This is a genomic window from Rhodococcus sp. M8 (genome assembly GCF_015654185.1).
Classification (GTDB): Bacteria; Actinomycetota; Actinomycetes; order Mycobacteriales; family Mycobacteriaceae; genus Rhodococcus; species Rhodococcus aetherivorans.
Window position 1 is genome coordinate 4,952,801 of sequence record NZ_CP064065.1, and the last position, 23,577, is coordinate 4,976,377.

A 23,577-nucleotide genomic window follows, 5' to 3' on the forward strand; every position below is an offset into this window, starting at 1 on the left:
GGCGGGCATGGACGCAGACGTGATCGTGGTGGGCGCCGGCCTGGCCGGGCTCGTCGCCACGGCCGAACTCATCGACGCCGGGCGCACCGTGGTGCTCGTCGACCAGGAGAACTCGCACAACCTCGGGGGACAAGCCTTCTGGTCGTTCGGCGGGCTGTTCTTCGTGGATTCCCCCGAGCAGCGCCAGCTCGGCATCCGCGACTCGTACGACCTGGCCCTGCAGGACTGGATGGGCAGCGCCGCCTTCGACCGGGAGGACGAGGACTATTGGCCGCGCCGCTGGGCGCAGGCCTACGTCGAGTTCGCGGCCGGAGAAAAGCACGCGTGGCTGAAGGAACGCGGGCTGAAGCTGTTCCCCATGGTCGGCTGGGCCGAACGCGGCGGCTACGACGCCGGCGGTCACGGCAACTCCGTGCCGCGCTTCCACATCACGTGGGGCACCGGACCGGCCCTCGTCGAGATCTTCGCCCGCAGGGTGCTCGACGGCGTCGACCGCGGCCGGGTGATCCTGCGGAACCGGCACCGCGTCGACGACCTCGTCGTCACCGGCAACGCCGTCACCGGGGTGCGCGGAACCGTGCTCGAGCCGTCGTCGGCGGCGCGGGGCGTGGCGTCGTCGCGCGTGGCGACCGGCGAGTTCGAACTCTCGGCCGGCGCGGTGATCGTCACGTCGGGCGGCATCGGCGGCAACTACGACCTGGTGAAGAAGAACTGGCCGAAGCGGCTGGGAGACCCGCCGAAGCACATGCTCACCGGCGTGCCGGCGCACGTCGACGGGCGGATGCTCGAGATCACCGAACGCGCCGGCGGGCGCGTCGTCAACCGCGACCGGATGTGGCACTACACCGAGGGCATCACCAACTACGACCCCGTCTGGCCCAACCACGGCATCCGCATCCTGCCCGGCCCGTCGTCGCTGTGGCTCGACGCCACCGGCAAGCGACTGCCGGTGCCGCTGTTCCCGGGCTTCGACACCCTCGGCACCCTCGAACACATCGTGCGCAGCGGCCACGACCACACCTGGTTCGTGCTCGACCAGAAGATCATCGAGAAGGAGTTCGCGCTCTCCGGCCAGGAACAGAACCCTGACCTGACCGGACGCGACATCCGCAAGGTGCTGCAGCGGGTCAAGCCCGGCGCACCCGGACCGGTGGAGGCGTTCAAGCGCCGCGGCGTCGACTTCGTCGTCCGCGACACCCTCGCCGAACTGGTGGCAGGAATGAACGAGATCACCCCGGATGCGCCGCTGGATTACGCGACGGTCAAGCAGGTCGTCGAGTCCCGCGATCGCGAGATCGCGAACAAGTACACCAAGGATCTGCAGGTCGCGGCGATGCGCGCGGCCCGCGCCTACCTGCCGGACCGGATCACCCGTATCGCCGCCCCCCACCGGCTGCTCGATCCCAAGGCCGGACCGCTGATCGCGGTCAAGCTGCACCTGCTGACGCGCAAGACGTTGGGCGGGCTCGAGACCGACCTGTCGGGCCGGGTGCTGAAGGCCGACGGCTCGGTGTTCGAGGGCCTGTTCGCCGCCGGTGAGGTCGCCGGATTCGGCGGCGGCGGGGTACACGGCTACCGCTCGCTCGAGGGCACGTTCCTCGGCGGCTGCATCTTCTCCGGCCGCGCCGCCGGGAGGGCCGCAGGCCGTTGACGCGGCCGGTGCGTCCTTTGGGCGGGTACTGCAGCCCAAAGGACGCACCGGCGGTTAAGCCTCGACCGAATCCTCGGCGGGCAGCACCCGGAACTCGGTGCCCTCCGGCGCCATCTCGGAGTAACGGCCGTAGAAGATGCCGGTGGCCTGCTCCGCGACGATGCCCTGGTGGATCGGCACGGCCACCCGCGGATTGACCGCGCGCAGATAGTCCACCGACTCCCAGATCTTCAGCCACGGTGCCGCGGCGGGCAGCGCGAGCACGTCGACCTCTTCGTTCGGGATGTACAGCGAATCGCCCGGATGCAGCAGCCGCGCCGGGTTCTCGGCGTCGCCGAGCAGATAGGCGGTGTTGTCGATGACCGGCAGTTCCGGGTGGATGACGGCGTGCCGGCCTCCGGTGCCGCGCACGCGCACGTCGCCGACGGTGAATGCGTCGCCCGGGAGCACGGCCTTCCAGCCGCCGCCCAGCTGAGCGGCGGTCTGCGGGTCCGCGTACAGGGCGGCCCCCGGGTTGGCCTCCACCAGCGCCGGCAGTCGCGCCGGGTCGGCGTGGTCCGGGTGCTGATGGGTGACCAGGATCGCGTCGAGCCCCGTGATGCCCTCGAAGCCGTGCGAGAAATTCCCCGGGTCGAACAGGATCGTCGCGCCCAGGTGCTCCACGAGCAGGCAGGAATGTCCGAAGTGGGTCAGTCGCATGCACCCGAGTATGGACCGTCGCGTGCGGCGGCGCGCCGAGCAATCTCGCGTCCGGGTTGCGCCGAGCGAATGTATCGTTCCGTCGGCCTACGGAGATGAGCGATACATTCGCTCGGCCCGCGGGCGGGTCAGCGCAGCTCCTCGGACCCGCTCGCTGCCTGCTGGGCGAGCGAGCGGCCCCACTGCTCGGCCCGATCCTCCTCGCCGGGCTCGAGCTTCGACTGCTTGTCGACGAGGAAGCTCTCCGGATCGGCGACGAGTTCGAACCCGTGCTTGCGCAGCTTCTTGGCGATGCCCTTGCCGGCGCGCCCGGTCAGGACGGCCGCCATGTCGATGCGCGTGTCGAACGATGCGGCCTTCCCGCCGCCGGCGGGCAGCGAATCGAGCCACTCGCGGACGCCCTCGCTCTCGGCGTCCGGCTCGAGCGTCAGCCCGCTGTCGGGTTTCTCGGCCTGCTCGACCGCGCCGTGGCGCGTCGACTCCCGGCTCATGCCGTGCGCATGCGTCGGGCCGCCGACGACCACCAGGTCGTATTCGGACAGGTTCTCCTCATGCGCCTGCGTCACGGGGACCGTGCGCACCGCGTCCGCCGGTCCCAGCCCGCGCGCGACGGCTTCCGCCACGTGACGGGTGTTCCCGAACATCGATTCGTACACCACCAGTGCTCGCATGCCGCACCTCCTCGGCTGGACGGAAAGTCGACGACCGTCCAACTCAGCATAGGAGCCGTCGGACCGAGCGAATGTGACTTTCCGTCGGCCTACGGAGATCAGCGATACATTCGCTCGGGTGGGTGGCGTTGTGAGGAGCTGCGAGGAGAGGATCGGGGCATGACGGATACGGTGCAGACGACCGGGGGAACGGTTCGGGGCACGCCGACCGACGGAGTGTGGGCCTTTCTGGGCATTCCGTACGCGGCCGCCCCGGTGGGGGCGGCGCGGTTCGCGGCCCCGGGCCCGGCGCCGCGTTGGGACGGTGTCCGCGACGCCACCGCGCCCGGCCCCACCTGCCCTCAGGCGCCGTACGCCGCTCCGGCGGCCGCATTGCTCGGCAACGTCATCGAACCCGGCGACGAGTGCCTGAATCTGTCCGTGTGGACACCCGATCCGGGCGCCTCCGGGTTGCCGGTGATGGTGTGGATCCACGGTGGCGCGTTCACCCGCGGCTCGAACCGGATCGACAGTTACGACGGACGCGCCTTCGCGCGCGACGGTGTGGTGCTGGTCGGCATCAACTACCGGCTCGGCGTCACCGGGTTCCTGTCGCTCGACGGCGCGCCGGACAATCGTGGCCTGCTGGATCAGCTCGCCGCGCTGCGCTGGGTGCAGGACAACATCCGGGCCTTCGGCGGCAACCCGGACAACGTGACGGTGTTCGGCGAGTCGGCGGGCGGGATGAGCGTGGCCACGTTGCTGGCCTCGCCCGCCGCGAGCGGACTGTTCCACCGCGCCGTCGTGCAGAGCGGCAACGCCACGGCCGCCTCGGACCTCGAGGACGCGCGCCGGGTGGGGGCTGTCCTCGCCGACCGCCTGGGTGTGCCGGCCACGGCCGAGGCGTTCGGGGCCCTCGCCCCGGACGTCCTGCAGGCGGCCCAGGACGCTCTCGGCCTCGACCTCGCCCAGAATCCGGACCCGGCCCGGTGGGGCGGGTCGGTGGTGCAGCGCGGCTTGGGCGTGATGAGCATGTTCCCGACGATCGACGGGGAGATTCTGCCGTCGTTGCCGATCGACGCGATCGCCGCCGGAGCGGGCACGGGTGTGCCGGTGCTGGCCGGCACGACCACGGACGAGTTCCGCTTCTTCCTGGTGCCGACCGGTATCGCCGCGGCGATCACCGACGACAACCTGCCGTTCGTCCTGCAGCGGTACGGGATCGATCCCGCGCTCGCCGACCTGTACGCGGCCCACCGGCCGGGCGCGACTCCCGGCGACGTGCTCGCCGCCGTCCTCACTGATTACGCCTTCCGGTCGGGCACGGTCACCCTGGCCGACGCGGTCGCCCGCCGCGGTGGCACGGCGTGGTTGTACGAGTTCGCCTGGCCGAGCCCGGTGCAGGATCTGCGGGCGTGCCATGCCCTCGAGATCGCGTTCGTCTTCGACCGCCTCGACGTCTCCCACCGGCTCACCGGCGATCGGCCCCCGCAGGCCCTCGCCGACGAGATGCACCGCGCCTGGGTGCAGTTCGCGACCACGGGAGGTCCGGGATGGGCGCCGATCGGTGCCTCGCGGCCGGTCCGGGTGTTCGGCGGTGAGGGTGATCCGGTGGTGGCCGATCCGCGCGCCGACGAGCTGGCGTGCTGGATCGGGTGACGTCGCAGCGGAATCCGTGAGGGCAGCGCCCGCGGCGGGTAGGGCGGCCGCACGGTATCCCGGTGCCCGGAGGCGTCGCCCTCCGGGCCTTCGTCGAGTGCACCGGGCTGTGATGACGCATCGTTTCACCGAGCCGACTCCGATCGGTGCCCGGGTCGGTAACGACGGGAACAGTGCTGCGCCTTTCGCTCGGGTGCCGGCCGGTTGGCGAGGGTGACGGGCGTGAGGATCTGGATGCTCGTCGACCTCGAACCCGGCTACGAACGGCTGCACGTCGGGGACACGATCGAGGGCACGACCGAGTGGTGCCTGCCGCACATGCTGCCGCCGGAACTGATCAGCCGGAACCTGCCCGCTCACGTCGAGCGGGTCCCGGCGCGCACGCCGGGTGGGTTCGACCGGGTCGCGCACCTCGGCGACGGGGTGTCGGCGCTGCTCCCGCCCGGATATCCGGAGGACGGGCGGGACACGGTCTCCGGCTGCCTGCTCTACGACCGCTACCTCGGTGTGTTCCACCGCACGGTGCCGACCGCGCGGGGCCGGATCGTGCGCCGGGGCTGGATCACCCAGCTCGCGAATCGCACGCCGACCCGGTATCCGGGCTGGTATTCGGTGCACCCGTCCGGGCCGCCGACGCTGTGGGAGGGCGGTGGCCGCATCCCGGCGGAGCGGACCGTCACGTGGGACTGTGTCCTCCTCGACACGCAGGGGTGCTGAGCGGCCGGTGTTACGGCTCCGGGCCGGCGACGATCTGCTCGACCCGATCGTGGAAGATCCGCCAGCGCCGCTCGTTCTCGTGCGTCAGCACCGCGCTCTGCGCCGCGAGATCGGCGGCGTGGTCGATCATTTCCGCGGCCGAGAAGACGTAACGTGGCGCGATGCGATCCCCGGCGAGGTCCGCGCGCAGGGCGGCTGTGGTGAAGTCGATGCGCCCCAGGATCGCGACCGCCCGGTCGAGGTTGCGGGCGACGAGTTGGGCCGTCGTCGCGCACTGCCAGTCGTTGGTGACGATGCGGTGCCGTTCGGCGAGCAGGTCCGCCAGGCCCGGGTAGGCCAGCAGCGCCTCGAGCACGTCCCAGGCGGTCGCCATGGCGTCGGCGAGCCACTGCCCGGTCGTCCGGTTCGCCTCGGCGAGCGCCCCGAGGTCGGCCTTCAGTCTGGTGATCTCGGCGGGTTCGTCGCCGCTCTCCATGAACAGGATGCCGAGCGTCTCGGTGGCCCGATCGTCGTTGAGGTCGGGCGCGCCGGCGAACGGGCTCGGCGACGTCCGTTCGAGCGGTGCGACGACCGACCACCGCTCGGCGAGCGCCTTCAGGGCACGTGAGCTGCGGTGCAGCCGGATCACGTCGTGGAACGGCGATTCGGAATAGAACTTCTCGTGCTCGCGGTGGAACCGGGCGAGGTTACGCACCGTGAGCAGCAGCTGGTCCCGCTCCGCCTCCATGGCACGAGCGTGACACAGCACGACGACGCGCTGCCGGCGAATCGGAGACCTTCCGCCGGCAGCGCGTCGTGGGTGCGGGCCTCAGCGGGGGCTGAACCGCCGCAGCCGCAGGCTGTTGCTGACCACGAACACCGAGCTGAACGCCATCGCCGCGCCGGCGATCAGCGGGTTGAGCAACCCGAGCGCCGCGAGCGGCAGGGCCGCGACGTTGTAGGCGAACGCCCAGAACAGGTTGCCCTTGATGGTGCGCAGGGTCGCGCGGGCGAGCCGGATCGCGTCGGGAGCGGCCCGCAGGTCGCCGCGCACGAGCGTCAGGTCGGAGGCCTCGATCGCGACGTCGGTGCCGGTGCCCATCGCCAGTCCGAGGTCGGCCTGGGCGAGGGCGGCCGCGTCGTTGACGCCGTCGCCGATCATGGCGACGACCCGGCCCTCGTCCTGCAGCCTCTTGACCACGTCGACCTTGTCGGCGGGCAGGACCTCGGCGATGACCTCGTCGATGCCGACCTGCTTCGCGACGGTCTCGGCGGCGCTGCGGTTGTCGCCGGTGAGCAGCACCGGCCGCAGGCCGAGTTCGCGCAGATCGGCGATCGCCGACGCGGAGGTGTCCTTGATGGTGTCGGAGACGACGACGATCGCCCGGATGCGCCCGTCCCAGGCGATCCACACCGGTGTGCGGCCCTCGGCCTCGGCGGCCCCGGCGCTCCGTCGCAGCGATTCGGGCGCGGTCAGCGACCACTCGTCGCGCAGCCAGGACAGCCGGCCCGCGAGCACGGCGTGGCCGTCGACGACACCGGAAACCCCTCGTCCACCGTGGTTTTCGAAGCTTTCCACCGGCGAGAGAGCCCCGGTGCCCGCGGCCCGCTCGGCGACGGCGCGCCCGATGGGGTGCTCGGAGGCGTGCTCGAGCGACCCCGCCAGGTGCAGCGCCTCGTCCTCGGAGCCGCCGTCCGCCGCGTGCACCGCGGCCACGGCCATGCGGCCGGTGGTGACGGTGCCCGTCTTGTCGAGCACGACAGTGTCGACGCGGCGGGTGGATTCGAGGATCTGCGGTCCCTTGATCAGGATGCCGAGCTGGGCGCCGCGGCCGGTGCCGACGAGCAGTGCGGTCGGGGTCGCGAGGCCCAGCGCGCAGGGGCAGGCGATGATCAGTACTGCGACGGCAGCGGTGAACGCCGCGGTCACCGAGTTGCCCGTGAGGAGCCAGCCGGCGAGGGTGAGCAGCGACAGCCCGATGACGATCGGGACGAACACCGCCGACACCCGGTCGGCGAGCCGCTGCACCTCGGCCTTGCCGTTCTGCGCCTCCGTCACCAGCCGCGCCATCTGAGCGAGCTGGGTGTCGGCGCCGACGAGGGTCGCGCGGACCACGAGCCGGCCGCCGGCGTTGACGGTCGCGCCGACGACGGGGTCCGCGGGCCCGACCTCGACCGGCACGGGTTCGCCGGTGAGCATCGACGCGTCGACGGCGGAGGTGCCGGAGACGACGACGCCGTCGGTGGCGATCTTCTCGCCGGGACGCACGACGAACCGGTCGCCGACGGTGAGCCGGCCGATCGGGATCCGGGTTTCGGTGTCACCGTCGCCCAGCACGGCGACGTCCTTGGCGCCCATGTCGAGCAGTGCCCGCAGGGCCGCGCCCGACTGCCGCTTGGCGCGGGCCTCGAAATAGCGCCCCGCGAGAATGAAGGTGGTGACGGCGGCGGCGACCTCGAGATAGATGTGCGGCTCGGAGCTTCCGGTGGGGAGCAGGTCGAACGTCATCCGCATCCCGGTCATGCCGGCGTGGGTGAAGAACAACGCCCACAGCGACCAGAGGTACGCGGCCGTGACGCCGACGGAGATGAGGGTGTCCATCGTGGCGGCGCCGTGGCGGGCGTTGGTCCAGGCGGCGCGGTGGAACGGCAGCGCCCCCCACACCACGACGGGGGAGGCGAGGGTCAGGGTCAGCCACTGCCAGTTGTCGAACTGCAGCGCCGGGATCATCGACAGCAGTACCACCGGCACGGTGAGGGCCGCGGAGACGGTCAGGCGCTGACGCCAGGCGGCGGCCTCGTCCGGTTCGGGGGCGGCCTCGGTGGCCTCCTCGGCCCGGGGCGGGGCGGGGAGCGCGGCGGTGTAGCCGGTCGCCTCGACCGTCGCGACGAGGTCGTCGGGGGCGACCCCGTGCCCATAGGTGACCTTCGCCTTCTCCGTCGCGTAGTTGACGGTGGCGGTCACGCCGTCCATCCGGTTGAGCTTCTTCTCGATGCGCGCCGCGCAGGAGGCGCAGGTCATGCCGCCGATCGAGAGTTCTACCTCGTGCACCATCTCACCCGTGGTCATGGGCGGGTCCCTTCTCGGGTCGGCGGGTCACTGCGGGGCGAGGCGGTAGTCGCCGGCCTCGTCGAGCGCGGTGGCGACGGCCTCGTCGTCGATTCCGTCGACGCTGGTCACCGTGACGGTGGAGACGCCGCCTGCGACCAGTTCGACGTGTACGTCCTCGACGCCGGGCAGGGCGCGCAGTTCCTCGGTGACGGCGCCGGCGCAGTGGCCGCAGGTCATGCCGACGACGGGGAAGGCCTGGGTGTTCATTCGGGGGTCCTCACTGCTCGGTCCGGTCGGTTCGGTGGGGTGGCTGCCGCAGCGGCAGCCGCTGGCCGTGTCGGTCAGGGGCAGGAGCCGGGTCATCGCGATTCTCCTCTGCGTGGGTGCACCCCATTTATACCCCCTAGGGGTATTGAACCGCCAGGGCGGGACGTGCTCTTCATCGAATCTTCAGGAATGCCGCGTGCCGTCGGGGCGGGACAAGGCCCGGAAAGCGGCGGGCCGGCCCGCCTTATCCTGAGAACCTCCGACAGGACCGACGGCAAGGATGTGAGGCGACACCGAGGTGAACGACGAGACTTCGGCCCGCGCCCTGTTCCCGGAATCGGATCCCACCGCGACCGCCCACCGCGCCGCCGACTGGGCGTCGACCGCGCTGGGGCCGATCGACACCTGGCCTCCCGAACTGACGGCGGCCGTGCGGACCGTCGTTCCGTCGCGGGTGCCCATGCTGCTGTGCTGGGGCCCCGAACTGGTGCAGATCTTCAACGACGCCTTCCGGCCCCTCCTCGGCGAGAAGTTTCCGGCGGCGGTCGCCCAGCGGGCCTCCGAGTGCTGGGGCGAGATCTGGGACTTCGTCGGCGCCCTCTTCGCCCAGGCGCAACGCGGGGAGCCGACCCTGTCGGAGCGGATGCAGTTGTTCATGCACCGATTCGGCTACACGGAAGAGACGTACTGGACGTTCTCCTACAGCCCCGTCCGGGCCGCCGACGGCACCGTCGCGGGCATCTTCGTCGCCACCACGGACGTCACCGAGCAGGTGCTCGCCGAGCGCCGGGCCGCCGTCCTGCGGGAACTCGGCCAGCTCTCGATGACGGAGACCGATACCGCCGACGATGCCTGCCGGGCTGCGCTCGGCCTGCTCGCCGGCCACGAGGACGATCTGCCGTTCGGCAGTGCCCACCTGTGCCGCGACGAGGTGACGGTGACGGTCGCCGAGTTCGGCACCGCTCCCGGCGCCGCGTCGGACCTGCCGGAGGTGATCGCCCGGGTCGCCGAGTCCGGCAAGGCCGAGACCGTCGCGGACCTCGGCCGCGACGGCGACACCGCGGTGGTCCTGCCGCTCCCGGTCTCCGCTGGTGGCCCGGCCGGCTCCCTCGTGCTCGGCATCAGCCGGTTCCGCGAGCTGAACGAGCAGTACCGGGTGTTCCTCGATATGGTCGCGGTCCGCGTGTCCACGGCTCTGTCCGATGCGCAGGCCTACGAGGCCGAACGCCGGCGGGCGGCCGAACTCGCCGAGCTCGACGCCGCCAAGAGCCGGTTCTTCGAGAACGTCAGCCACGAGTTCCGCACCCCGCTGACGCTGCTCCTCGGGCCGCTGCAGACCCTGCTCGACGAGCACGCCGCCGCGCTGCCACCCGCCCAGGTCGACGCCGTCGCGGCGGCGCGGCGGGCCGCCCTGCGCCTGCAGCGGCTCGTCGACATGCTGCTCGACGTTGCGCGTGGGGACGCCGGCCGGCTCGACGCCCACACCGAGCCCACCGACATCGTCGCGGTGACGCGCGAGGCCGCCGAACTGTTCCGCGACGCCGCGGACCGCGCGGGGCTCGCGCTCCTCGTCGACGTCGACAATGTGCCGACCCGGTACGTGGCGACCGACCGGGCGATGTGGACGCACATCGTGCTGAACCTGCTGTCCAACGCGATGAAGTTCACGCCGGAGGGATCGGTCGCCGTGTCCCTGCGGGGTGACGGGGCGAACCTGGTGCTGCGTGTCGCCGACACCGGCACAGGCATCGCGGAGGCCGAGCGGGGCAAGATCTTCGACCGCTTCTACCAGATCGGCGACCGGTCCGGCCGCAGCCGCGAGGGCTCGGGCATCGGGCTGTCTCTTGTCGCGCAATTCGTTGCCGCCCTGGGTGGTTCGGTGTCCGTCGACGCCGTCGCCCCGCACGGCTCGGTGTTCACGGTGACGGTGCCCGCGGTGCCGAGCGCGCAGCCGGCACCACGCGCCGCGGACGACGTCGTGGCGTCCGCCGGCGCGGCGTATCTGGGGGAGGCCGAGGCGTGGCGGCCCGTCGCGACCCCCGGCGCCGGACCGCGCGAGGGGCAACCGCGCCTGCTCCTCGTCGAGGACAACGCGGACATGCGTGACCATCTCGTCGACCTGCTCGCCGCGCAGGGTTGGCACGTCGACGTCACCGCCGACGCCGAGTCCGCGCTCGAGCGGATCCGGACGGAGGTTCCCGACCTGCTCCTCAGCGACGTCATGCTGCCCGGACGTAGCGGGTTGTCGCTGCTGCAGGACGTGCGGGGCGACGAACGGCTGGTGCGGCTGCCGGTGATCCTGCTCACGGCCCGGGCCGGATCGGAGTCCGCCGTCGAGGGGCTGCGGGCCGGTGCCGACGACTACGTCGTCAAGCCGTTCCATCCCAGCGAGCTGATCGCCCGGGTCCGCGTGCACCTGGAGATGTCGCGGCTGCGGGAGGCGTTGCTCGCCGCCGGCGAGCGCGAGGCCGCCTCGCTCCGGACCGCCTTGGACACACGGAGTGTCACGAGCCGGGCCGTGGGCCTGCTCATGGCAGCGCACCGGGTCGACGCGGACACCGCGTTCGCGCAGCTGTCGGCGATGTCGCAGGCGACGAACGTCAAGGTCCGCACCCTCGCGGCCGAGATCGTCGAGAACTTCACGGCGTCGCTCGCCGAGCCGGGGCCGCCACAGCCGTGACGGGGCCGCCGGCGTCGGGCCCTGCCGATTCCGGACCGGCTCGGGTCGGCCGGTAAACTGCGGGCTGTCCGGTGTCCGTCCCCGGGCGCCAGCACTACTACCGAGGAGCAGCACGTGGCTCGTGTCGTCGTCGAAGTCATGCCCAAGGCCGAGATTCTCGATCCTCAGGGCCAGGCCATTGTCGGGGCGCTGTCGCGACTGGGCTTCGCGGGCGTGTCCGACGTCCGTCAGGGAAAGCGCTTCGAGCTCGAGGTCGACGGCAGCGTCGACGACGCCGAGGTCGAGAAGATCGCCGAGGCTCTGCTCGCCAACACGGTCATCGAGGACTGGACCGTGCGGCGGATCGACGGTGACGCATGAGTGCCCGCGTCGGAGTCATCACCTTCCCGGGCACGCTCGACGACATCGATGCGGCCCGCGCCGTCGAACTCGCCGGCGGTGAGGCCGTCAGCCTCTGGCACGGCGACGCTGACCTGAGGGGAGTCGACGCGGTCATCGTGCCGGGTGGCTTCTCCTACGGCGACTACCTGCGCTGCGGCGCCATCGCGCGGTTCGCCCCGGTCATGGGCAAGGTCGTCGAGGCCGCTCGGGGCGGGATGCCGGTGCTCGGCATCTGCAACGGCTTCCAGGTGCTGTGCGAGGCGGGTCTGCTGCCGGGGGCCCTCACCCGCAACGAGGGCCTGCACTTCATCTGCCGCGACCAGTGGCTGAAGGTGGAGTCGAACACCACCGCGTGGACCACCCGCTACGAGGCCGGGGCCGAGATCCTGGTGCCCCTCAAGTCGGGTGAGGGCCGGTTCCAGGCCTCGGAGAAGGTGCTGGACGAACTCGAGGGTGAGGGCCGCGTGGTGTTCCGCTACGCCGGCGACAACCCGAACGGCTCCCAGCGCGGCATCGCGGGCATCTCGTCGGCGAACGGCCGCGTCGTCGGCCTGATGCCGCACCCCGAGCACGCCACCGAAGCGCTCACCGGTCCCAGCGACGACGGGCTCGGCATGTTCTACAGCGTTCTCGACGCGGTCGTCTCTGCCTGATTCCCGTTCGTGGGCAGGGTCAGGTCGAAGCGGGCACCGCGCCCCGGCCCGTCGCTCGCGGCCGTGAGATTGCCGCCGTGGGCGCGGGCGAGACTGCGCGCGATGGTCAGGCCCAGGCCGCTGCCGCCGGGGCTGCGGGCCGGATCGATCCGGTGGAACCGCTCGAACACCGCGTCGAGCTGATCCGCGTGGATGCCGTCGCCCGTGTCGCGGACCCGCACCCGCACGGCCGCCCGGTCCGCGCGTTCGCACGTGACGACCACCCGGCCCCCGGCCGGCGTGTGACGCAGGGCGTTCTCGAGCAGGTTCGCCAGGATCTGCGCCACTCGCTGCGAATCGAACCGGACCGGCGGCAGCGCCTCGGGCAGCTCCGTCCCGAGCCCGACCTGCTTGTCGGCGAACCGCGGTGCCGCGGCCGAGACCGATGCCGTCACCGCCGCGGCGAGGTCGCCCTCCTCGGGGTGCAGGGCGAGCGCGTGCTCGTCCGCGGCGGAGAGGTCGGACAGGTCCGACACGAGACGCCGCAGCCGGTCGAGCTGGTGGTGCATCACCTGCCACGAGGTGGCGTCGGCGGGCAGTACGTCGTCCTCGATGCCCTCGAGGTAGGCCTCGAGCGTGGCCACGGGTGTGCGCAGTTCGTGGGCGAGATCGTCGAGCAGCCGGCGTCGTGAGAGCTCCGTGCTGTGCAGGCGGCCCGCCATGTCGGCGAAGGCGTTCTCGAGCCGGGCGAAGTCCGCGTCGCCGGACCGGGTGATCGGCACGTCGTAGCGGCCGCGGGCGACGTGGCCCGCGGCCTCCACCAGCCGGCCCACCGGCGCGGTGATGCGGCGCACCAGGACCACGGACGTGATCGCCGCGGCACCGAGCGCGACGGCTGTCCCGGCGGCGAGCGCGACCGCCCCGGCCTGCGCGAACGCCTCCTCGGTGTGAAGGCGGACCTGCGTGTCCTCCACGCCCGCGTGGGCGAGGTGGTAGTGGAACAGCGGGGCGGCCACCAGCGTCGCGACGACGGTGAGCGTCGCGGCCCCGACGAACAGCACGAGCAGTTGCGCGATCAGCAGCCGCCCGCGCAGTCCCAGCCGGTTCACCGCGCGGCCTCCATCGCATACCCGACCCCGCGCACGGTCCGGACGAAGCGCGGGGCGGCGGCATCGTCGCCGAGCTTGCGGCGCAGGGCGCGGATGTGGACGTCGACGATGTGCTCGTCGCCGAACCAGTTCGGCCCCCACACCTCGTCGATGATCTGCCGGCGTGAGAGCGCCGCCGAAGGTCGATCCGAAAGTGCCAGCAGCACATCGAATTCCGTGCGTGTCAGCTCCACCGGCGCGTCGTCGACCGAGACGGTGCGCGACACCGGATCGACGACGAGCCCGCCGATCCGGCGCGGTGCCTCCGCCGCGGTGCCACTGCGGGGCCGGCGCAGCATGGCACGCACCCGGGCGACGAGCTCCCGTGGCCCGAAAGGCTTCACGACGTAGTCGTCGGCGCCCACCGACAGACCGATCACCTTGTCCACCTCGTCGCCACGGGCGGTGAGCATGAGCACGTACGCGTCCGAGAAGGTCCGCAGCTGCCGGCACACCTCGATGCCGTCGAATCCCGGCAGCATCAGGTCGAGCACCACGAGCACCGGGTCCGTCTGCCGAGCCAGCGCGACGGCCGTCGGTCCGTCGTAGGCGAGCGCGACCTCGAAGCCCTCCCGTTCGAGATAGCTGGCCACCACCTTCGCCAGGGCGGCTTCGTCGTCGACTACGAGGATGCGGGGGCCGGGGGTGTGCACGCGGCCAGGGTACCCAGCACTCGCGGCCGTCCGTTCCCTGTCGCGGGTCGGGTGTACAACTGGGTGGCCCTGTCCGCCGACCGAGGAGATCCCATGCCCAGCGCGGACAGTGTGCGCGCGATGATGCTGGCGCTGCCCGAGGCACGTGAAGTGGTGGTGGACAGCTGGGGTGACCAACCCACGTACCGGGTGCGGAACAAGATGTTCGGCCTCCTGGGTTACGGTGCGGCCACGGTCTGCCTCAAAGCCACCGTGGACACCCAGGCGGCCCTGCTCCACGAGGATCCGGACGTGTTCCGCGCGGCCCCGTTCTTCGGGCGCTACGGCTGGATCGACGTGGTTTTCGCCGCGGTCGACACGGTCGAGTTGGCGGAACTGATCGAGGATGCGTGGCGGCTGACCGCGCCGAAGCGGGTCGTCGCGGCGTTCGATGCCCGCCGGGAACATCGCTGACGAGCGAGTGCCGCAGGGTGCCGACCATGCCGCGGGTGACCATGCCGCGGGGGACGAGGGCCGGGCGCCCCCGGCTGCCCGCCACTCGGGTTGCGGCAGAGAGTTGTTCGGCGACCCGTCGACGACGGATCGGATCGCGGTGACCCCGTGAATGCGCTGCATCGCGTATCGAGCAGGCGGATCTATCGACGCGTCCGTCGTCGGGGCCGCGCGTCCAGTTCGTCGCGCAGAGTCCGGTAGGTTGCGACGTCGATCTCGCCGGAGGCGAGCCGCCGGTCCAGGATCCGGCGGGCGTCGTCGCCGGGATCCGGTGGCGCCGCCGCCCGGACCACCGCCCACACCACCACCCCGGCGAGCAAAAGCCAGAACACACCCATTGCCAGGGCGGCGGCCCAGCCTGCGCCGCCGTACCAACCCATCATCGCGCACCTCCTACGACGAGTGTGCGCGCCGCCGCGTGTGGGCGGGCGTTGCGGCCGATGAAGTTTCGATGAAGGACCGGCCGGGGCGGGGCTGCGGCCCCGGACTCGGCCGATACGGCGGGTACCGTCGAATCATGTTGTGGAACAAGAGAGTAGTAGCGGCAGCGGCGGCGGTTCCGCTCGCCCTGATGATCGTGGCGTGTGGCAGCGACGAGCCGCAGCAGCAGGCGGGGACGGCGACTCCGGGCACGTCCCAGACCTCGGTGCCGGCCGGGCAGGCGCAGTTCGTCGACGCGGACGTCGAGTTCCTGCAGGAGATGTATCCCCATCACGCGCAGGCCGTGCAGATGGCCCAGGCCGTGCCCGAACGCAGCGAGGATCCGCAGCTCATCGACCTCGCCGCCCGCATCGAGGCCGCGCAGGAACCCGAGATGGAGCAGATGGTGTCGCTGCTCGACAGCTGGGGGCAGGAGGCGCCGGACGAGGACGGGATGGGTCACGGCGGCATGGGCATGCCCGGCGGGATGCCGGGAATGATGTCCGACGACGAGTGGGACTCCATGATGGGGGCCCGCGGCATGGACTTCGACCGCATGTGGCTGACCATGATGATCGTCCACCACGAGGGCGCGATCGAGATGTCGCAGACCGAGCTGGCCGAGGGCGTGAACCCGGAGGCGCGGCAACTCGCCGAGTCGATCATCGCGACGCAGCAGGCGGAGATCGACGAGATGCGCGCCATGCTCGAGCGGTAGTCGGTGCCGTGACCGGATCGTGACCGTCCCACCCCTTCCATTTATACCCCCAGGGGGTATCAATGGAGGGGTCCACGGAAACGGAAACGGATCGAGGCGGGAGCCATGACAGAGCTCGCACACCACGGACACGCTGCCCACACCGCGCCGCCCGGAGCGCGCGACGCCCACCGCGCCCGGGACCGGCACGCCGGGCACGGGCCGCACGGTGAGATCTTCCGTCGCAGATTCTGGGTGAGCCTGGTCCTCGCGGTTCCGATCGTGGCGTTCAGCGCCATGTTCGCCGACCTGCTCGGCTACGCGCTGCCCGACGCCGCGTGGGCCGGATGGGTCTCGCCCGTCCTCGGCACGGTCGTGTTCGCCTACGGCGGCAGCCCCTTCCTCGTCGGCGGGTGGAACGAGCTGCGGGACCGCCGGCCCGGAATGATGCTGCTCATCGCCATGGCCATCAGCGTCGCGTTCGCGGCGTCCTGGGTGACCACGCTCGGGCTGGGCGGGTTCGACCTCGATTTCTGGTGGGAACTGGCGCTGCTGATCGTGATCATGCTGCTCGGGCACTGGCTCGAGATGCGGGCGCTGGGCTCGGCGTCGCGCGCGCTCGACGCCCTGGCCGCGATGCTGCCCGACACCGCCGAGAAGGTGACCGCGGACGGCGTCGTGCAGGTCGCCCTCGCCGACCTGGCCGTCGGCGACGTCGCGCTGGTGCGCGCCGGTGCGCGCGTCCCGGCCGACGGCACGGTCGTCGACGGGCGCGCCGACGTGGACGAGTCGATGATCACCGGCGAGTCCCGCGCCGTGCCCCGCGCCGTGGGCGACACCGTCGTCGCCGGCACGGTCGCCACCGACAGTGCACTGCGCGTCCGCATCTCCGCGGTGGGGGAGGACACCGCGCTCGCCGGCATCCAGCGCATGGTCGCCGACGCGCAGGCCTCGTCCTCGCGAGCCCAGGCGCTCGCGGACCGGGCCGCCGCCTTCCTCTTCTACTTCGCCACCGTCGCCGGCGTCCTCACCTTCGCCGTGTGGACGCTGCTCGGCAACGTCGACGAGGCCGTCGTCCGTACCGTCACGGTCCTGGTCATCGCGTGCCCGCACGCGCTGGGCCTGGCCATCCCACTCGTCATCGCCATCTCGACCGAGCGCGCCGCCCGCGCCGGCGTGCTCGTCAAGGACCGGCTGTCGCTGGAGCGGATGCGCGGCGTGGACGTCGTCCTGTTCGACAAGACCGGGACCCTGACCCAGGGGCGGCACGTCGTCACCGACGTCGTCGCCACCGCCGGCACCACCGAGGACGACCTGTTGACCCTGGCCGCCGCGGTCGAATCCGACAGCGAGCACCCCGTCGCCCGCGCCGTCGTCGCCGCCGCGGGAGGGCGAGTCATGTTGCCGACGAAGGATTTCCGCTCCCTGCCCGGCCGCGGGGTGCGGGCCGTGGTGGACGGGGCGACCGTGTTCGTCGGCGGTCCGGCCGTGCTCGCGGACCTGCGGGCGCACGTGCCCGCCGACGTCGCGGCCGCGACCGACCGCTGGGTCGCCCGCGGGGCGTCGGTGCTGCACGTCGTGCGCGACGGCACGGTGCTGGGAGCCGTCGCGCTCGAGGACGCGGTGCGCGAGGAGTCGCGGCAGGCGATCGACGCCCTGCACGCGCGCGGGGTGAAGGTCGCCATGATCACCGGGGACGCGCGGCAGGTGGCCGACGCCGTCGCCGCCGACCTCGGTATCGACGAGGTGTTCGCGAACGTGCTGCCCGAACACAAGGACGCGAAGGTCGCCGAGCTGCAGGCCCGCGGGCACCGCGTCGCGATGGTCGGTGACGGGGTCAACGACGCGCCGGCGCTGGCGCGGGCCGACGTTGGCATCGCGATCGGCGCGGGCACCGACGTCGCCGTCGAGTCGGCCGGCGTGGTCCTGGCCGCAGACGATCCGCGCGCCGTGCTGTCGGTGATCGCGCTGTCGCGGGCGAGCTACCGCAAGATGTGGCAGAACCTGGCCTGGGCCACCGGGTACAACGTCGTCGCGGTGCCCCTCGCGGCCGGTGCGCTGGCCTTCGCCGGGGTGGTCCTGCCGCCTGCGGTCGCTGCCGTGCTCATGTCGGTCTCCACGATCGTCGTGGCACTGAACGCGCAGTTGCTGCGCCGGCTGGAGCTGGATCCGGCGAAGGTCGCAGCCCGGAGCTGAGACGACCGTCGCCCGACGCGACGAAAGGGGCCCCGCCGCCGTCCCGATCGGCGGCGGGGCCCCTTCTCCTGCGGTCCGGAGCGCGGCCCCCAACCGGCTCCGGCGGGCACCGCCGAATCCCCCGATCGGCCGTGCCGGGCACCACTATGCCGCACGTCGTCGCCGTTGTCTCGAGTAGCATTACGCATCTTTGCCGGGGCCGTTCGGCGGTCCCCTTCCCGGGCCGGGAAGCGCGTGAGCGCGACGGCTCACCGTGAATTCCGCCTTTCACCGGCGCGGGCGCGTCCCGGCGTGTCACGCTCGAACAATGAAGACCAAGACTGCTGTGGTGGCGGCGGTCGCCGCCCTCTTCCTGCTCACCGCCTGCGGATCCGACGACGAGACGTCCGCGCCCGAGAGCACGACCCGCCCGGCCGGCAGCGTCGCCTCCAGCGTCGTCCAACGTGCCGTCGACGCAGCGAAGTTGGGGACCTTCGTCGCAACCTTCCGGACGGGCTACCCGAACCTGGCCGACGCTCGGGACGACGCCTCCATCGAGGCGATCGTCACCGAAACCTGTCCCCTGATCGACGACGGGGCGAGCGACGAGGAGATCAACAGCCGGGTCGCGGAGCTGTCCGCCAACGGGGCGGTCACCCCCACCGATCAGCAGGTGGACCGCATCACCCAGCTCGTCCGCGCCGCCTGCTGACGGCGAACCCGGTGCCGTGGCGGCACACCCGTGTCGGTCCCGTCCGCTACCGTCCCGGCCATGGCACTGAACATCGGCATGATCACCTTCGACAGCGCCGACCCCGGCCCGCTTGCCACGTGGTGGGCCGAGCAGATCGGCGGCCGGATCGAGCAGGACAACGACGGCTGGTTCTACATCGTCGGAATGCCCGGCACCGCACAGAAACTCGGTTTCCAGAAGGTTCCGGATCCGACCCCGGGCAAGAACCGGGTCCACCTCGACCTGGTGGCGCCCGATCTCGACGCCGAGGTGCGCCGGCTCGTCGAGGCGGGCGCGGGTGAGGTGCACCGCCAGGACATGGGCGGGTTCCGGTGGGTGACGCTCACCGACCCGGACGGCAACCAGTTCTGCGTGGCGGGAGGGCACTGAGCGACGGCGGCAGCGCGGCCCCGGGGGCGGGATTCGAGCCCGCCCCGTCGGCGCGGTCGCCGGCGACGCGGTGCGCTCGCGGAGACACTCCCGGTCGTGCATCACGGACGTGCCGGGGTGCGGGGTGGCGCGGCCGGGGTGTGTCGAGGCGGGTGCGGTGCGAGGATGCAGCCATGCCTACGACCACGCCCGCCGACGCACAGGGCCTGTGCAACTTCGTCGATCTGTCGCCGTCGCCGTTCCACGTGTGCGCGACCGTCGCGGCCACCCTCACCGACGCCGGCTTCACGCAGCTCACCGAGACCCAGGTGTGGCCGAGCGAGCCCGGCCGCTACTACCTGCTGCGGGGCGGCTCGTTGATCGCGTGGAGCACCGAGGGCGCCGACGGCGACCCCGCCCGCCCGTTCCGGATCGTCGGCGGCCACACCGACAGCCCCAACCTGCGGGTCAAGCAGCACCCCGACCTCGCCTCGGCAGGCTGGCAACTGGTCGGTCTCGAACCGTACGGGGGAGCATGGCTGAACTCGTGGCTGGACCGCGATCTCGGCGTCTCCGGCCGGCTCACGGTGCGGGCCGGCAACGGTGCCGAGGACGTGCTCGTCCGCGTCGACCGGCCGATCCTGCGTGTCCCCCAGCTCGCCATCCACCTTTCGGAGGACCGCAAGGGCGTGCAACTGGATCCGCAGCGCCACGTCAACGCCGTGTGGGGGGTGGGCACCGCGCCGCGGTCCTTCCTCGCCTTCCTCGCCGAGGCGGTCGAGGTCGAGGCCGACGCGATCCTGGGCTGGGAGCTGATGACCCACGACCTGGCCCCGTCCACCCTGGTCGGGGCGGACGCGGATCTCGTCAGCGCGCCACGGCTGGACAACCAGGGCACCTGCTACGCCGGGACCGCGGCGCTGCTCGCCGCCGTCGGCCACGTCGCCGAGCACGGCGGCCCAGTGCCGCTGCTCGCCCTGTTCGACCACGAGGAGGTCGGCAGCATGTCCGACCGCGGCGCGTTCTCCGACCTGCTGAACACCGTGCTCGAACGGGTCGTGCTGGCCCGCGGCGGGAGCCGCGAGGACTTTCTGCGGACCATGGCCGGCTCGGTGGTGGCCTCCGGCGACATGGCTCACGCCACCCACCCGAACTACCCGGACCGCCACGAGCCCGCCCACCGCATCGCGGTGAACGGCGGCCCCGTGCTCAAGGTCAACCAGAACCTGCGCTACGCCACAGACGCCGCCGGCGCCGCCGCGTTCGCGCTCGCCTGCGATCAGGCCGGGGTGCCGCTGCAGCGCTACGTGCATCGCGCCGACCTGCCGTGCGGCTCGACGATCGGCCCCATCACCGCCTCCCGGACCGGGCTGACGACCGTCGACGTCGGGGCTCCGCAGCTCGCGATGCACTCGGCGCGCGAGCTCATGGGAGCGAAGGACGTCACCGCCTACGCCCGCGCTCTCGGGGCGTTTCTCACTCCGGCGAACTGACCGGCACGGCCCGGCATCCGGTGCCAGACTGAGGGGACAATTCGCCCGACCGCGAACGGTGGTGATCCTGTGACCGGCCCGTCGTTCCCCGACCATCTGCTCACGCTCGCCGAATGGACGGAACTGCCCGAATACGAGCAGTTCCACGTCGAGGTCTGCGAAGGGGTGCTGTCGGCGTCGCCGCGGCCCGGATACCTGCACCAGCACGTCGCGTTCGGGCTCGTCGCTCAGCTCGCCGATCAGCTGCCGAAGGAACTGGCCGTGCTCGGCGACGTGGAGGTGCTGCTCACCGAGTCCCCGCTGACGGTGCGCTGCCCGGACGGCATCGTCGTCGACCGGGCGCTGGTGGACGCCGACCCCGACCGCGCGACGGCCGGCGACGTGCGGCTGGTGGTGGAGGTCATGGCCGAGGGCAGCGTCCGCACCGATCGCGTCACGAAGTTCTCCGAGTACGCCGAGGCGCGCATCCCCGCCTACTGGATGATCGACCTCGTCGAACCCGCGACGCTGGGGGTGTTCGTGCTCGACGACGGGTGGTACCGCTACGAGGGGGAGTACACGGGCAAGGTGCTGCTTCCGGCCGCGGGTCACCGGGTGAGCGTGGATCTCGACGCGTTGACGGCGGTGCGGCCGCCGCGGGGCGTCGCACCGGTGGACGGCGCCGGGCGTGCACCCGGATAGACTGGCCGCGGCAGCGCGCGCCCGGCCTGCCGTTTCGATCCCAGAGTGAAGGGACCCGACGCCCAGTGTCACCGCAGGTGGATACCGTCACCCACGCCGCCGAAACCCCCGATGTCGCCCAGCCCTCCCGCGAGCTGGGGCTGAAGGACGACGAGTACGCCCGCATCCGCGAGATCCTGTGCCGTCGTCCCACGGACGCCGAGCTGGCCATGTACTCGGTGATGTGGTCCGAGCACTGCTCCTACAAGTCCTCCAAGGTGCACCTGCGGTACTTCGGGGAGACCACCACCGACGAGATGCGGGCGTCGATGCTCGCGGGTATCGGTGAGAACGCCGGCGTCGTCGACATCGGCGACGGCTGGGCGGTCACCTTCAAGGTCGAATCCCACAACCATCCGTCCTACGTCGAGCCGTACCAGGGCGCCGCGACCGGTGTCGGCGGCATCGTCCGCGACATCATGGCGATGGGCGCCCGCCCGATCGCAGTCATGGACCAGCTGCGCTTCGGCGCCGCCGACGCGACCGACACCCGTCGCGTCGTCGACGGCGTGGTCCGCGGCATCGGCGGCTACGGCAACTCCCTCGGCCTGCCCAACGTCGGCGGCGAGACCGTCTTCGACGCCTCCTACGCCGGCAACCCGCTCGTCAACGCGCTGTGCGCCGGCGCGATGCGCAAGGAGGACCTACACCTGGCGTTCGCGTCGGGCACGGGCAACAAGGTCATCCTGTTCGGTGCGCGCACCGGTCTGGACGGCATCGGCGGCGTGTCCGTCCTGGCGTCGGAGACCTTCGAGGGCGACGAATCTTCTTCCGGCCGGAAGAAGCTGCCGGCCGTGCAGGTGGGGGACCCGTTCACCGAGAAGGTGCTCATCGAGTGCTGCCTCGACCTCTACCGCGAGAAGCTCGTCGTCGGCATCCAGGACCTCGGCGGCGCCGGCCTCGCCTGCGCGACCTCCGAGCTGGCCGCCGCCGGTGACGGCGGCATGCACGTCGCACTGGAGCGGGTCCCGATGCGCGCGAAGGGAATGACGCCCGCCGAGGTGCTCTCGAGCGAGTCCCAGGAGCGCATGTGCGCCGTCGTGACCCCGGAGAACGTCGACGCCTTCATGGCCGTGTGCAAGAAGTGGGACGTGCTCGCCACCGTGATCGGCGAGGTCACCGACGGCGACCGGCTCGTCATCACCTGGCACGGTGAGACCGTCGTCGACGTGCCGCCGCGCACCGTCGCGCACGAGGGCCCGGTGTACCACCGTCCGGTGCAGCGCCCGGAGTCCCAGGACGCGCTCGTCGCGGACACCACCGCCGGACTGCAGCGCCCGCAGACTCCCGAGGAGCTGAAGGCGACCCTGCTGAAGATGATCGGCTCGCCGCAGCTGTGCAGCCGCAGGTGGATCACCGAGCAGTACGACCGTTACGTCCGCGGCAACACGGTGCTCGCCGAGAACGCCGACGCGGGCGTGGTCCGCGTGGACGAGAAGACCGGCCGCGGCATCGCGCTGGCCACCGACGCGTCGGGCCGCTACACCCAGCTGGACCCGTACGCCGGCGCGCAGCTCGCCCTCGCAGAGGCCTACCGCAACGTCGCCGTCACCGGTGCCACCCCCAAGGCCGTGTCCAACTGCCTCAACTTCGGCTCGCCCGAGGATCCGGGCGTGATGTGGCAGTTCCAGCAGGCCGTGCGTGGTCTCGCCGACGGATGCGCGCAGCTCGGCATCCCCGTCACCGGCGGCAACGTCAGCTTCTACAACCAGACCGGGGCCACCCCGATCCTGCCGACCCCGGTCGTCGCCGTGCTCGGCGTGATCGACGACGTGCACCGGCGCATCCCCACCGGCCTCGGCCTCGAGCCGGGCGAGACCCTGATCCTGCTGGGGGAGACCCGCGACGAGTTCGACGGCTCGATCTGGGCGCAGGTCGAGCACGACCACCTCGGCGGCGTGCCGCCGAAGGTCGACCTCGAGCGGGAGCGGCTGCTCGCCGAGATCCTCACCGCCGGTTCGCGCGACGGCCTGATCTCCGCCGCCCACGACCTATCCGAGGGCGGCCTCGCGCAGGCGGTCGTGGAGGCCGCGTTGGCCGGCGAGACCGGCTGCCGGATCCTGCTGCCGGAGGACGCGGATCCGTTCGTGACCCTGTTCTCCGAGTCCGCCGGCCGGGTGCTGGTGGCGGTGCCGCGCACCGAGGAGACCCGCTTCACCGGCATGTGCACGGCGCGCAACATGCCGTGGGTGCGGATCGGGGTCGTCGACGAGGGCTCCGACTCCGTCGAGGTGCAGGGCCGGTTCTCGGTCTCGATGGCCGAACTGCGAGAGGTCTACGAGGGCACACTGCCGGCATTGTTCGGGTGAG

22 protein-coding genes are annotated in these 23,577 nt (G+C 71.8%); 14 read left to right on the forward strand and 8 right to left on the reverse strand.

Translation table 11 applies throughout. The features are described from left to right. Positions 1–7 precede the first annotated feature (7 nt). Positions 8–1,651: an FAD-binding dehydrogenase gene (locus ISO16_RS22480; RefSeq protein WP_072634406.1), complete on the forward strand. Its 1,644-nt coding sequence runs from the start codon at positions 8–10 to the stop codon at positions 1,649–1,651. 54 nt (positions 1,652–1,705) lie between these two features. Here the strand turns inward: ISO16_RS22480 and ISO16_RS22485 are convergent, their stop codons facing one another. Both ISO16_RS22485 and ISO16_RS22490 read right to left on the reverse strand, forming a co-directional pair. Beyond that, positions 1,706–2,350 (reverse strand): MBL fold metallo-hydrolase, encoded by a 645-nt coding sequence (locus ISO16_RS22485; RefSeq protein WP_006940348.1) that lies wholly within the window; start codon positions 2,348–2,350, stop codon positions 1,706–1,708. A gap of 128 nt (positions 2,351–2,478) precedes the next feature. Continuing rightward, the gene (locus ISO16_RS22490) at positions 2,479–3,021 is read right to left on the reverse strand and encodes a flavodoxin family protein (RefSeq protein WP_029541426.1); all 543 of its coding nucleotides are present in this window, start codon (positions 3,019–3,021) and stop codon (positions 2,479–2,481) included. A gap of 159 nt (positions 3,022–3,180) precedes the next feature. Between ISO16_RS22490 and ISO16_RS22495 the strand changes: the two genes are divergently transcribed. Both ISO16_RS22495 and ISO16_RS22500 read left to right on the forward strand, forming a co-directional pair. Further along, complete coding sequence (locus tag ISO16_RS22495; protein ID WP_072634407.1) at positions 3,181–4,659, forward strand: carboxylesterase/lipase family protein; 1,479 nt, start codon at positions 3,181–3,183, stop codon at positions 4,657–4,659. 222 nt (positions 4,660–4,881) lie between these two features. Further along, a complete protein-coding gene (locus tag ISO16_RS22500) occupies positions 4,882–5,376 on the forward strand; it encodes a hypothetical protein (protein WP_230304417.1) in 495 nt (164 codons plus the stop codon). A gap of 10 nt (positions 5,377–5,386) precedes the next feature. Here the strand turns inward: ISO16_RS22500 and ISO16_RS22505 are convergent, their stop codons facing one another. From ISO16_RS22505 to ISO16_RS22515, 3 genes are all read right to left on the reverse strand, one after another. Beyond that, positions 5,387–6,103, reverse strand: coding sequence for a hypothetical protein (locus ISO16_RS22505; RefSeq protein ID WP_072634409.1), 717 nt, complete (start codon positions 6,101–6,103; stop codon positions 5,387–5,389). Positions 6,104–6,184: 81 nt separating this feature from the next. Then, positions 6,185–8,425 carry a heavy metal translocating P-type ATPase gene (locus tag ISO16_RS22510; protein WP_072634410.1) on the reverse strand — a complete coding sequence of 747 codons (2,241 nt, stop codon included), beginning with the start codon at positions 8,423–8,425 and terminating at the stop codon, positions 6,185–6,187. A gap of 27 nt (positions 8,426–8,452) precedes the next feature. After that, entirely contained in the window at positions 8,453–8,770 is a 318-nt protein-coding gene (locus ISO16_RS22515; RefSeq protein ID WP_006940337.1) for a heavy-metal-associated domain-containing protein, read from the reverse strand. 202 nt (positions 8,771–8,972) lie between these two features. On the opposite strand from ISO16_RS22515, the gene ISO16_RS22520 reads away from it, so the two are divergent. The 3 genes from ISO16_RS22520 (at position 8,973) to purQ (ending at position 12,388) form a co-directional block, all read left to right on the forward strand. Beyond that, positions 8,973–11,354 (forward strand): PAS domain-containing hybrid sensor histidine kinase/response regulator, encoded by a 2,382-nt coding sequence (locus tag ISO16_RS22520; RefSeq protein WP_029541438.1) that lies wholly within the window; start codon positions 8,973–8,975, stop codon positions 11,352–11,354. 114 nt (positions 11,355–11,468) lie between these two features. Next, entirely contained in the window at positions 11,469–11,714 is a 246-nt protein-coding gene (gene purS, locus ISO16_RS22525; protein WP_006940332.1) for a phosphoribosylformylglycinamidine synthase subunit PurS, read from the forward strand. After that, complete coding sequence (gene purQ / locus ISO16_RS22530; RefSeq protein ID WP_006940330.1) at positions 11,711–12,388, forward strand: phosphoribosylformylglycinamidine synthase subunit PurQ; 678 nt, start codon at positions 11,711–11,713, stop codon at positions 12,386–12,388. Before purS ends, purQ begins: the two co-directional genes overlap by 4 nt. On the opposite strand, the gene ISO16_RS22535 is transcribed toward purQ, so the two are convergent. Together ISO16_RS22535 and ISO16_RS22540 are read right to left on the reverse strand one after the other, a co-directional pair. Next, the gene (locus ISO16_RS22535; RefSeq protein WP_072634411.1) at positions 12,355–13,476 is read right to left on the reverse strand and encodes a sensor histidine kinase; all 1,122 of its coding nucleotides are present in this window, start codon (positions 13,474–13,476) and stop codon (positions 12,355–12,357) included. The genes purQ and ISO16_RS22535 overlap by 34 nt on opposite strands. Beyond that, a complete protein-coding gene (locus tag ISO16_RS22540) occupies positions 13,473–14,168 on the reverse strand; it encodes a response regulator transcription factor (protein ID WP_006940326.1) in 696 nt (231 codons plus the stop codon). The genes ISO16_RS22535 and ISO16_RS22540 overlap by 4 nt, the downstream gene beginning before the upstream one ends. Before the next feature lie 93 nt (positions 14,169–14,261). Here ISO16_RS22540 and ISO16_RS22545 point away from each other — a divergent pair, with 93 nt between their 5' ends. Then, the gene (locus tag ISO16_RS22545; RefSeq protein WP_006940324.1) at positions 14,262–14,621 is read left to right on the forward strand and encodes an MmcQ/YjbR family DNA-binding protein; all 360 of its coding nucleotides are present in this window, start codon (positions 14,262–14,264) and stop codon (positions 14,619–14,621) included. 182 nt (positions 14,622–14,803) lie between these two features. On the opposite strand, the gene ISO16_RS22550 is transcribed toward ISO16_RS22545, so the two are convergent. Next, on the reverse strand, positions 14,804–15,043 hold the full coding sequence (locus ISO16_RS22550; protein WP_029541442.1) for a hypothetical protein: 240 nt from the start codon (positions 15,041–15,043) through the stop codon (positions 14,804–14,806). 134 nt (positions 15,044–15,177) lie between these two features. On the opposite strand from ISO16_RS22550, the gene ISO16_RS22555 reads away from it, so the two are divergent. The 7 genes from ISO16_RS22555 (at position 15,178) to purL (ending at position 23,576) form a co-directional block, all read left to right on the forward strand. Continuing rightward, positions 15,178–15,798, forward strand: coding sequence for a DUF305 domain-containing protein (locus ISO16_RS22555; RefSeq protein WP_050034639.1), 621 nt, complete (start codon positions 15,178–15,180; stop codon positions 15,796–15,798). Positions 15,799–15,903: 105 nt separating this feature from the next. After that, positions 15,904–17,973 (forward strand): copper-translocating P-type ATPase, encoded by a 2,070-nt coding sequence (locus ISO16_RS22560; protein WP_029541448.1) that lies wholly within the window; start codon positions 15,904–15,906, stop codon positions 17,971–17,973. Positions 17,974–18,298: 325 nt separating this feature from the next. Then, a complete protein-coding gene (locus ISO16_RS22565; protein WP_083662440.1) occupies positions 18,299–18,664 on the forward strand; it encodes a hypothetical protein in 366 nt (121 codons plus the stop codon). 60 nt (positions 18,665–18,724) lie between these two features. Beyond that, the gene (locus ISO16_RS22570) at positions 18,725–19,075 is read left to right on the forward strand and encodes a VOC family protein (RefSeq protein WP_029541452.1); all 351 of its coding nucleotides are present in this window, start codon (positions 18,725–18,727) and stop codon (positions 19,073–19,075) included. 173 nt (positions 19,076–19,248) lie between these two features. Next, positions 19,249–20,547 carry a M18 family aminopeptidase gene (locus ISO16_RS22575; protein ID WP_072634413.1) on the forward strand — a complete coding sequence of 433 codons (1,299 nt, stop codon included), beginning with the start codon at positions 19,249–19,251 and terminating at the stop codon, positions 20,545–20,547. Positions 20,548–20,616: 69 nt separating this feature from the next. Next, positions 20,617–21,228 (forward strand): Uma2 family endonuclease, encoded by a 612-nt coding sequence (locus ISO16_RS22580; RefSeq protein ID WP_006930232.1) that lies wholly within the window; start codon positions 20,617–20,619, stop codon positions 21,226–21,228. Positions 21,229–21,293: 65 nt separating this feature from the next. Then, positions 21,294–23,576 (forward strand): phosphoribosylformylglycinamidine synthase subunit PurL, encoded by a 2,283-nt coding sequence (gene purL, locus ISO16_RS22585; RefSeq protein WP_072634414.1) that lies wholly within the window; start codon positions 21,294–21,296, stop codon positions 23,574–23,576. The last annotated feature ends 1 nt before the right edge of the window (position 23,577 follow it).

Coding starts and splice junctions, on each gene's coding strand:
- ISO16_RS22480 (WP_072634406.1), top strand. CDS start 8: ATGGACGCAGACGTGATCGTGGTGGGCGCCGGCCTGGCCGGGCTCGTC.
- ISO16_RS22485 (WP_006940348.1), bottom strand. CDS start 2,350: ATGCGACTGACCCACTTCGGACATTCCTGCCTGCTCGTGGAGCACCTG.
- ISO16_RS22490 (WP_029541426.1), bottom strand. CDS start 3,021: ATGCGAGCACTGGTGGTGTACGAATCGATGTTCGGGAACACCCGTCAC.
- ISO16_RS22495 (WP_072634407.1), top strand. CDS start 3,181: ATGACGGATACGGTGCAGACGACCGGGGGAACGGTTCGGGGCACGCCG.
- ISO16_RS22505 (WP_072634409.1), bottom strand. CDS start 6,103: ATGGAGGCGGAGCGGGACCAGCTGCTGCTCACGGTGCGTAACCTCGCC.
- ISO16_RS22510 (WP_072634410.1), bottom strand. CDS start 8,425: ATGACCACGGGTGAGATGGTGCACGAGGTAGAACTCTCGATCGGCGGC.
- ISO16_RS22515 (WP_006940337.1), bottom strand. CDS start 8,770: ATGACCCGGCTCCTGCCCCTGACCGACACGGCCAGCGGCTGCCGCTGC.
- purQ (WP_006940330.1), top strand. CDS start 11,711: ATGAGTGCCCGCGTCGGAGTCATCACCTTCCCGGGCACGCTCGACGAC.
- ISO16_RS22545 (WP_006940324.1), top strand. CDS start 14,262: ATGCCCAGCGCGGACAGTGTGCGCGCGATGATGCTGGCGCTGCCCGAG.
- ISO16_RS22550 (WP_029541442.1), bottom strand. CDS start 15,043: ATGATGGGTTGGTACGGCGGCGCAGGCTGGGCCGCCGCCCTGGCAATG.
- ISO16_RS22555 (WP_050034639.1), top strand. CDS start 15,178: ATGTTGTGGAACAAGAGAGTAGTAGCGGCAGCGGCGGCGGTTCCGCTC.
- ISO16_RS22560 (WP_029541448.1), top strand. CDS start 15,904: ATGACAGAGCTCGCACACCACGGACACGCTGCCCACACCGCGCCGCCC.
- ISO16_RS22570 (WP_029541452.1), top strand. CDS start 18,725: ATGGCACTGAACATCGGCATGATCACCTTCGACAGCGCCGACCCCGGC.
- ISO16_RS22575 (WP_072634413.1), top strand. CDS start 19,249: ATGCCTACGACCACGCCCGCCGACGCACAGGGCCTGTGCAACTTCGTC.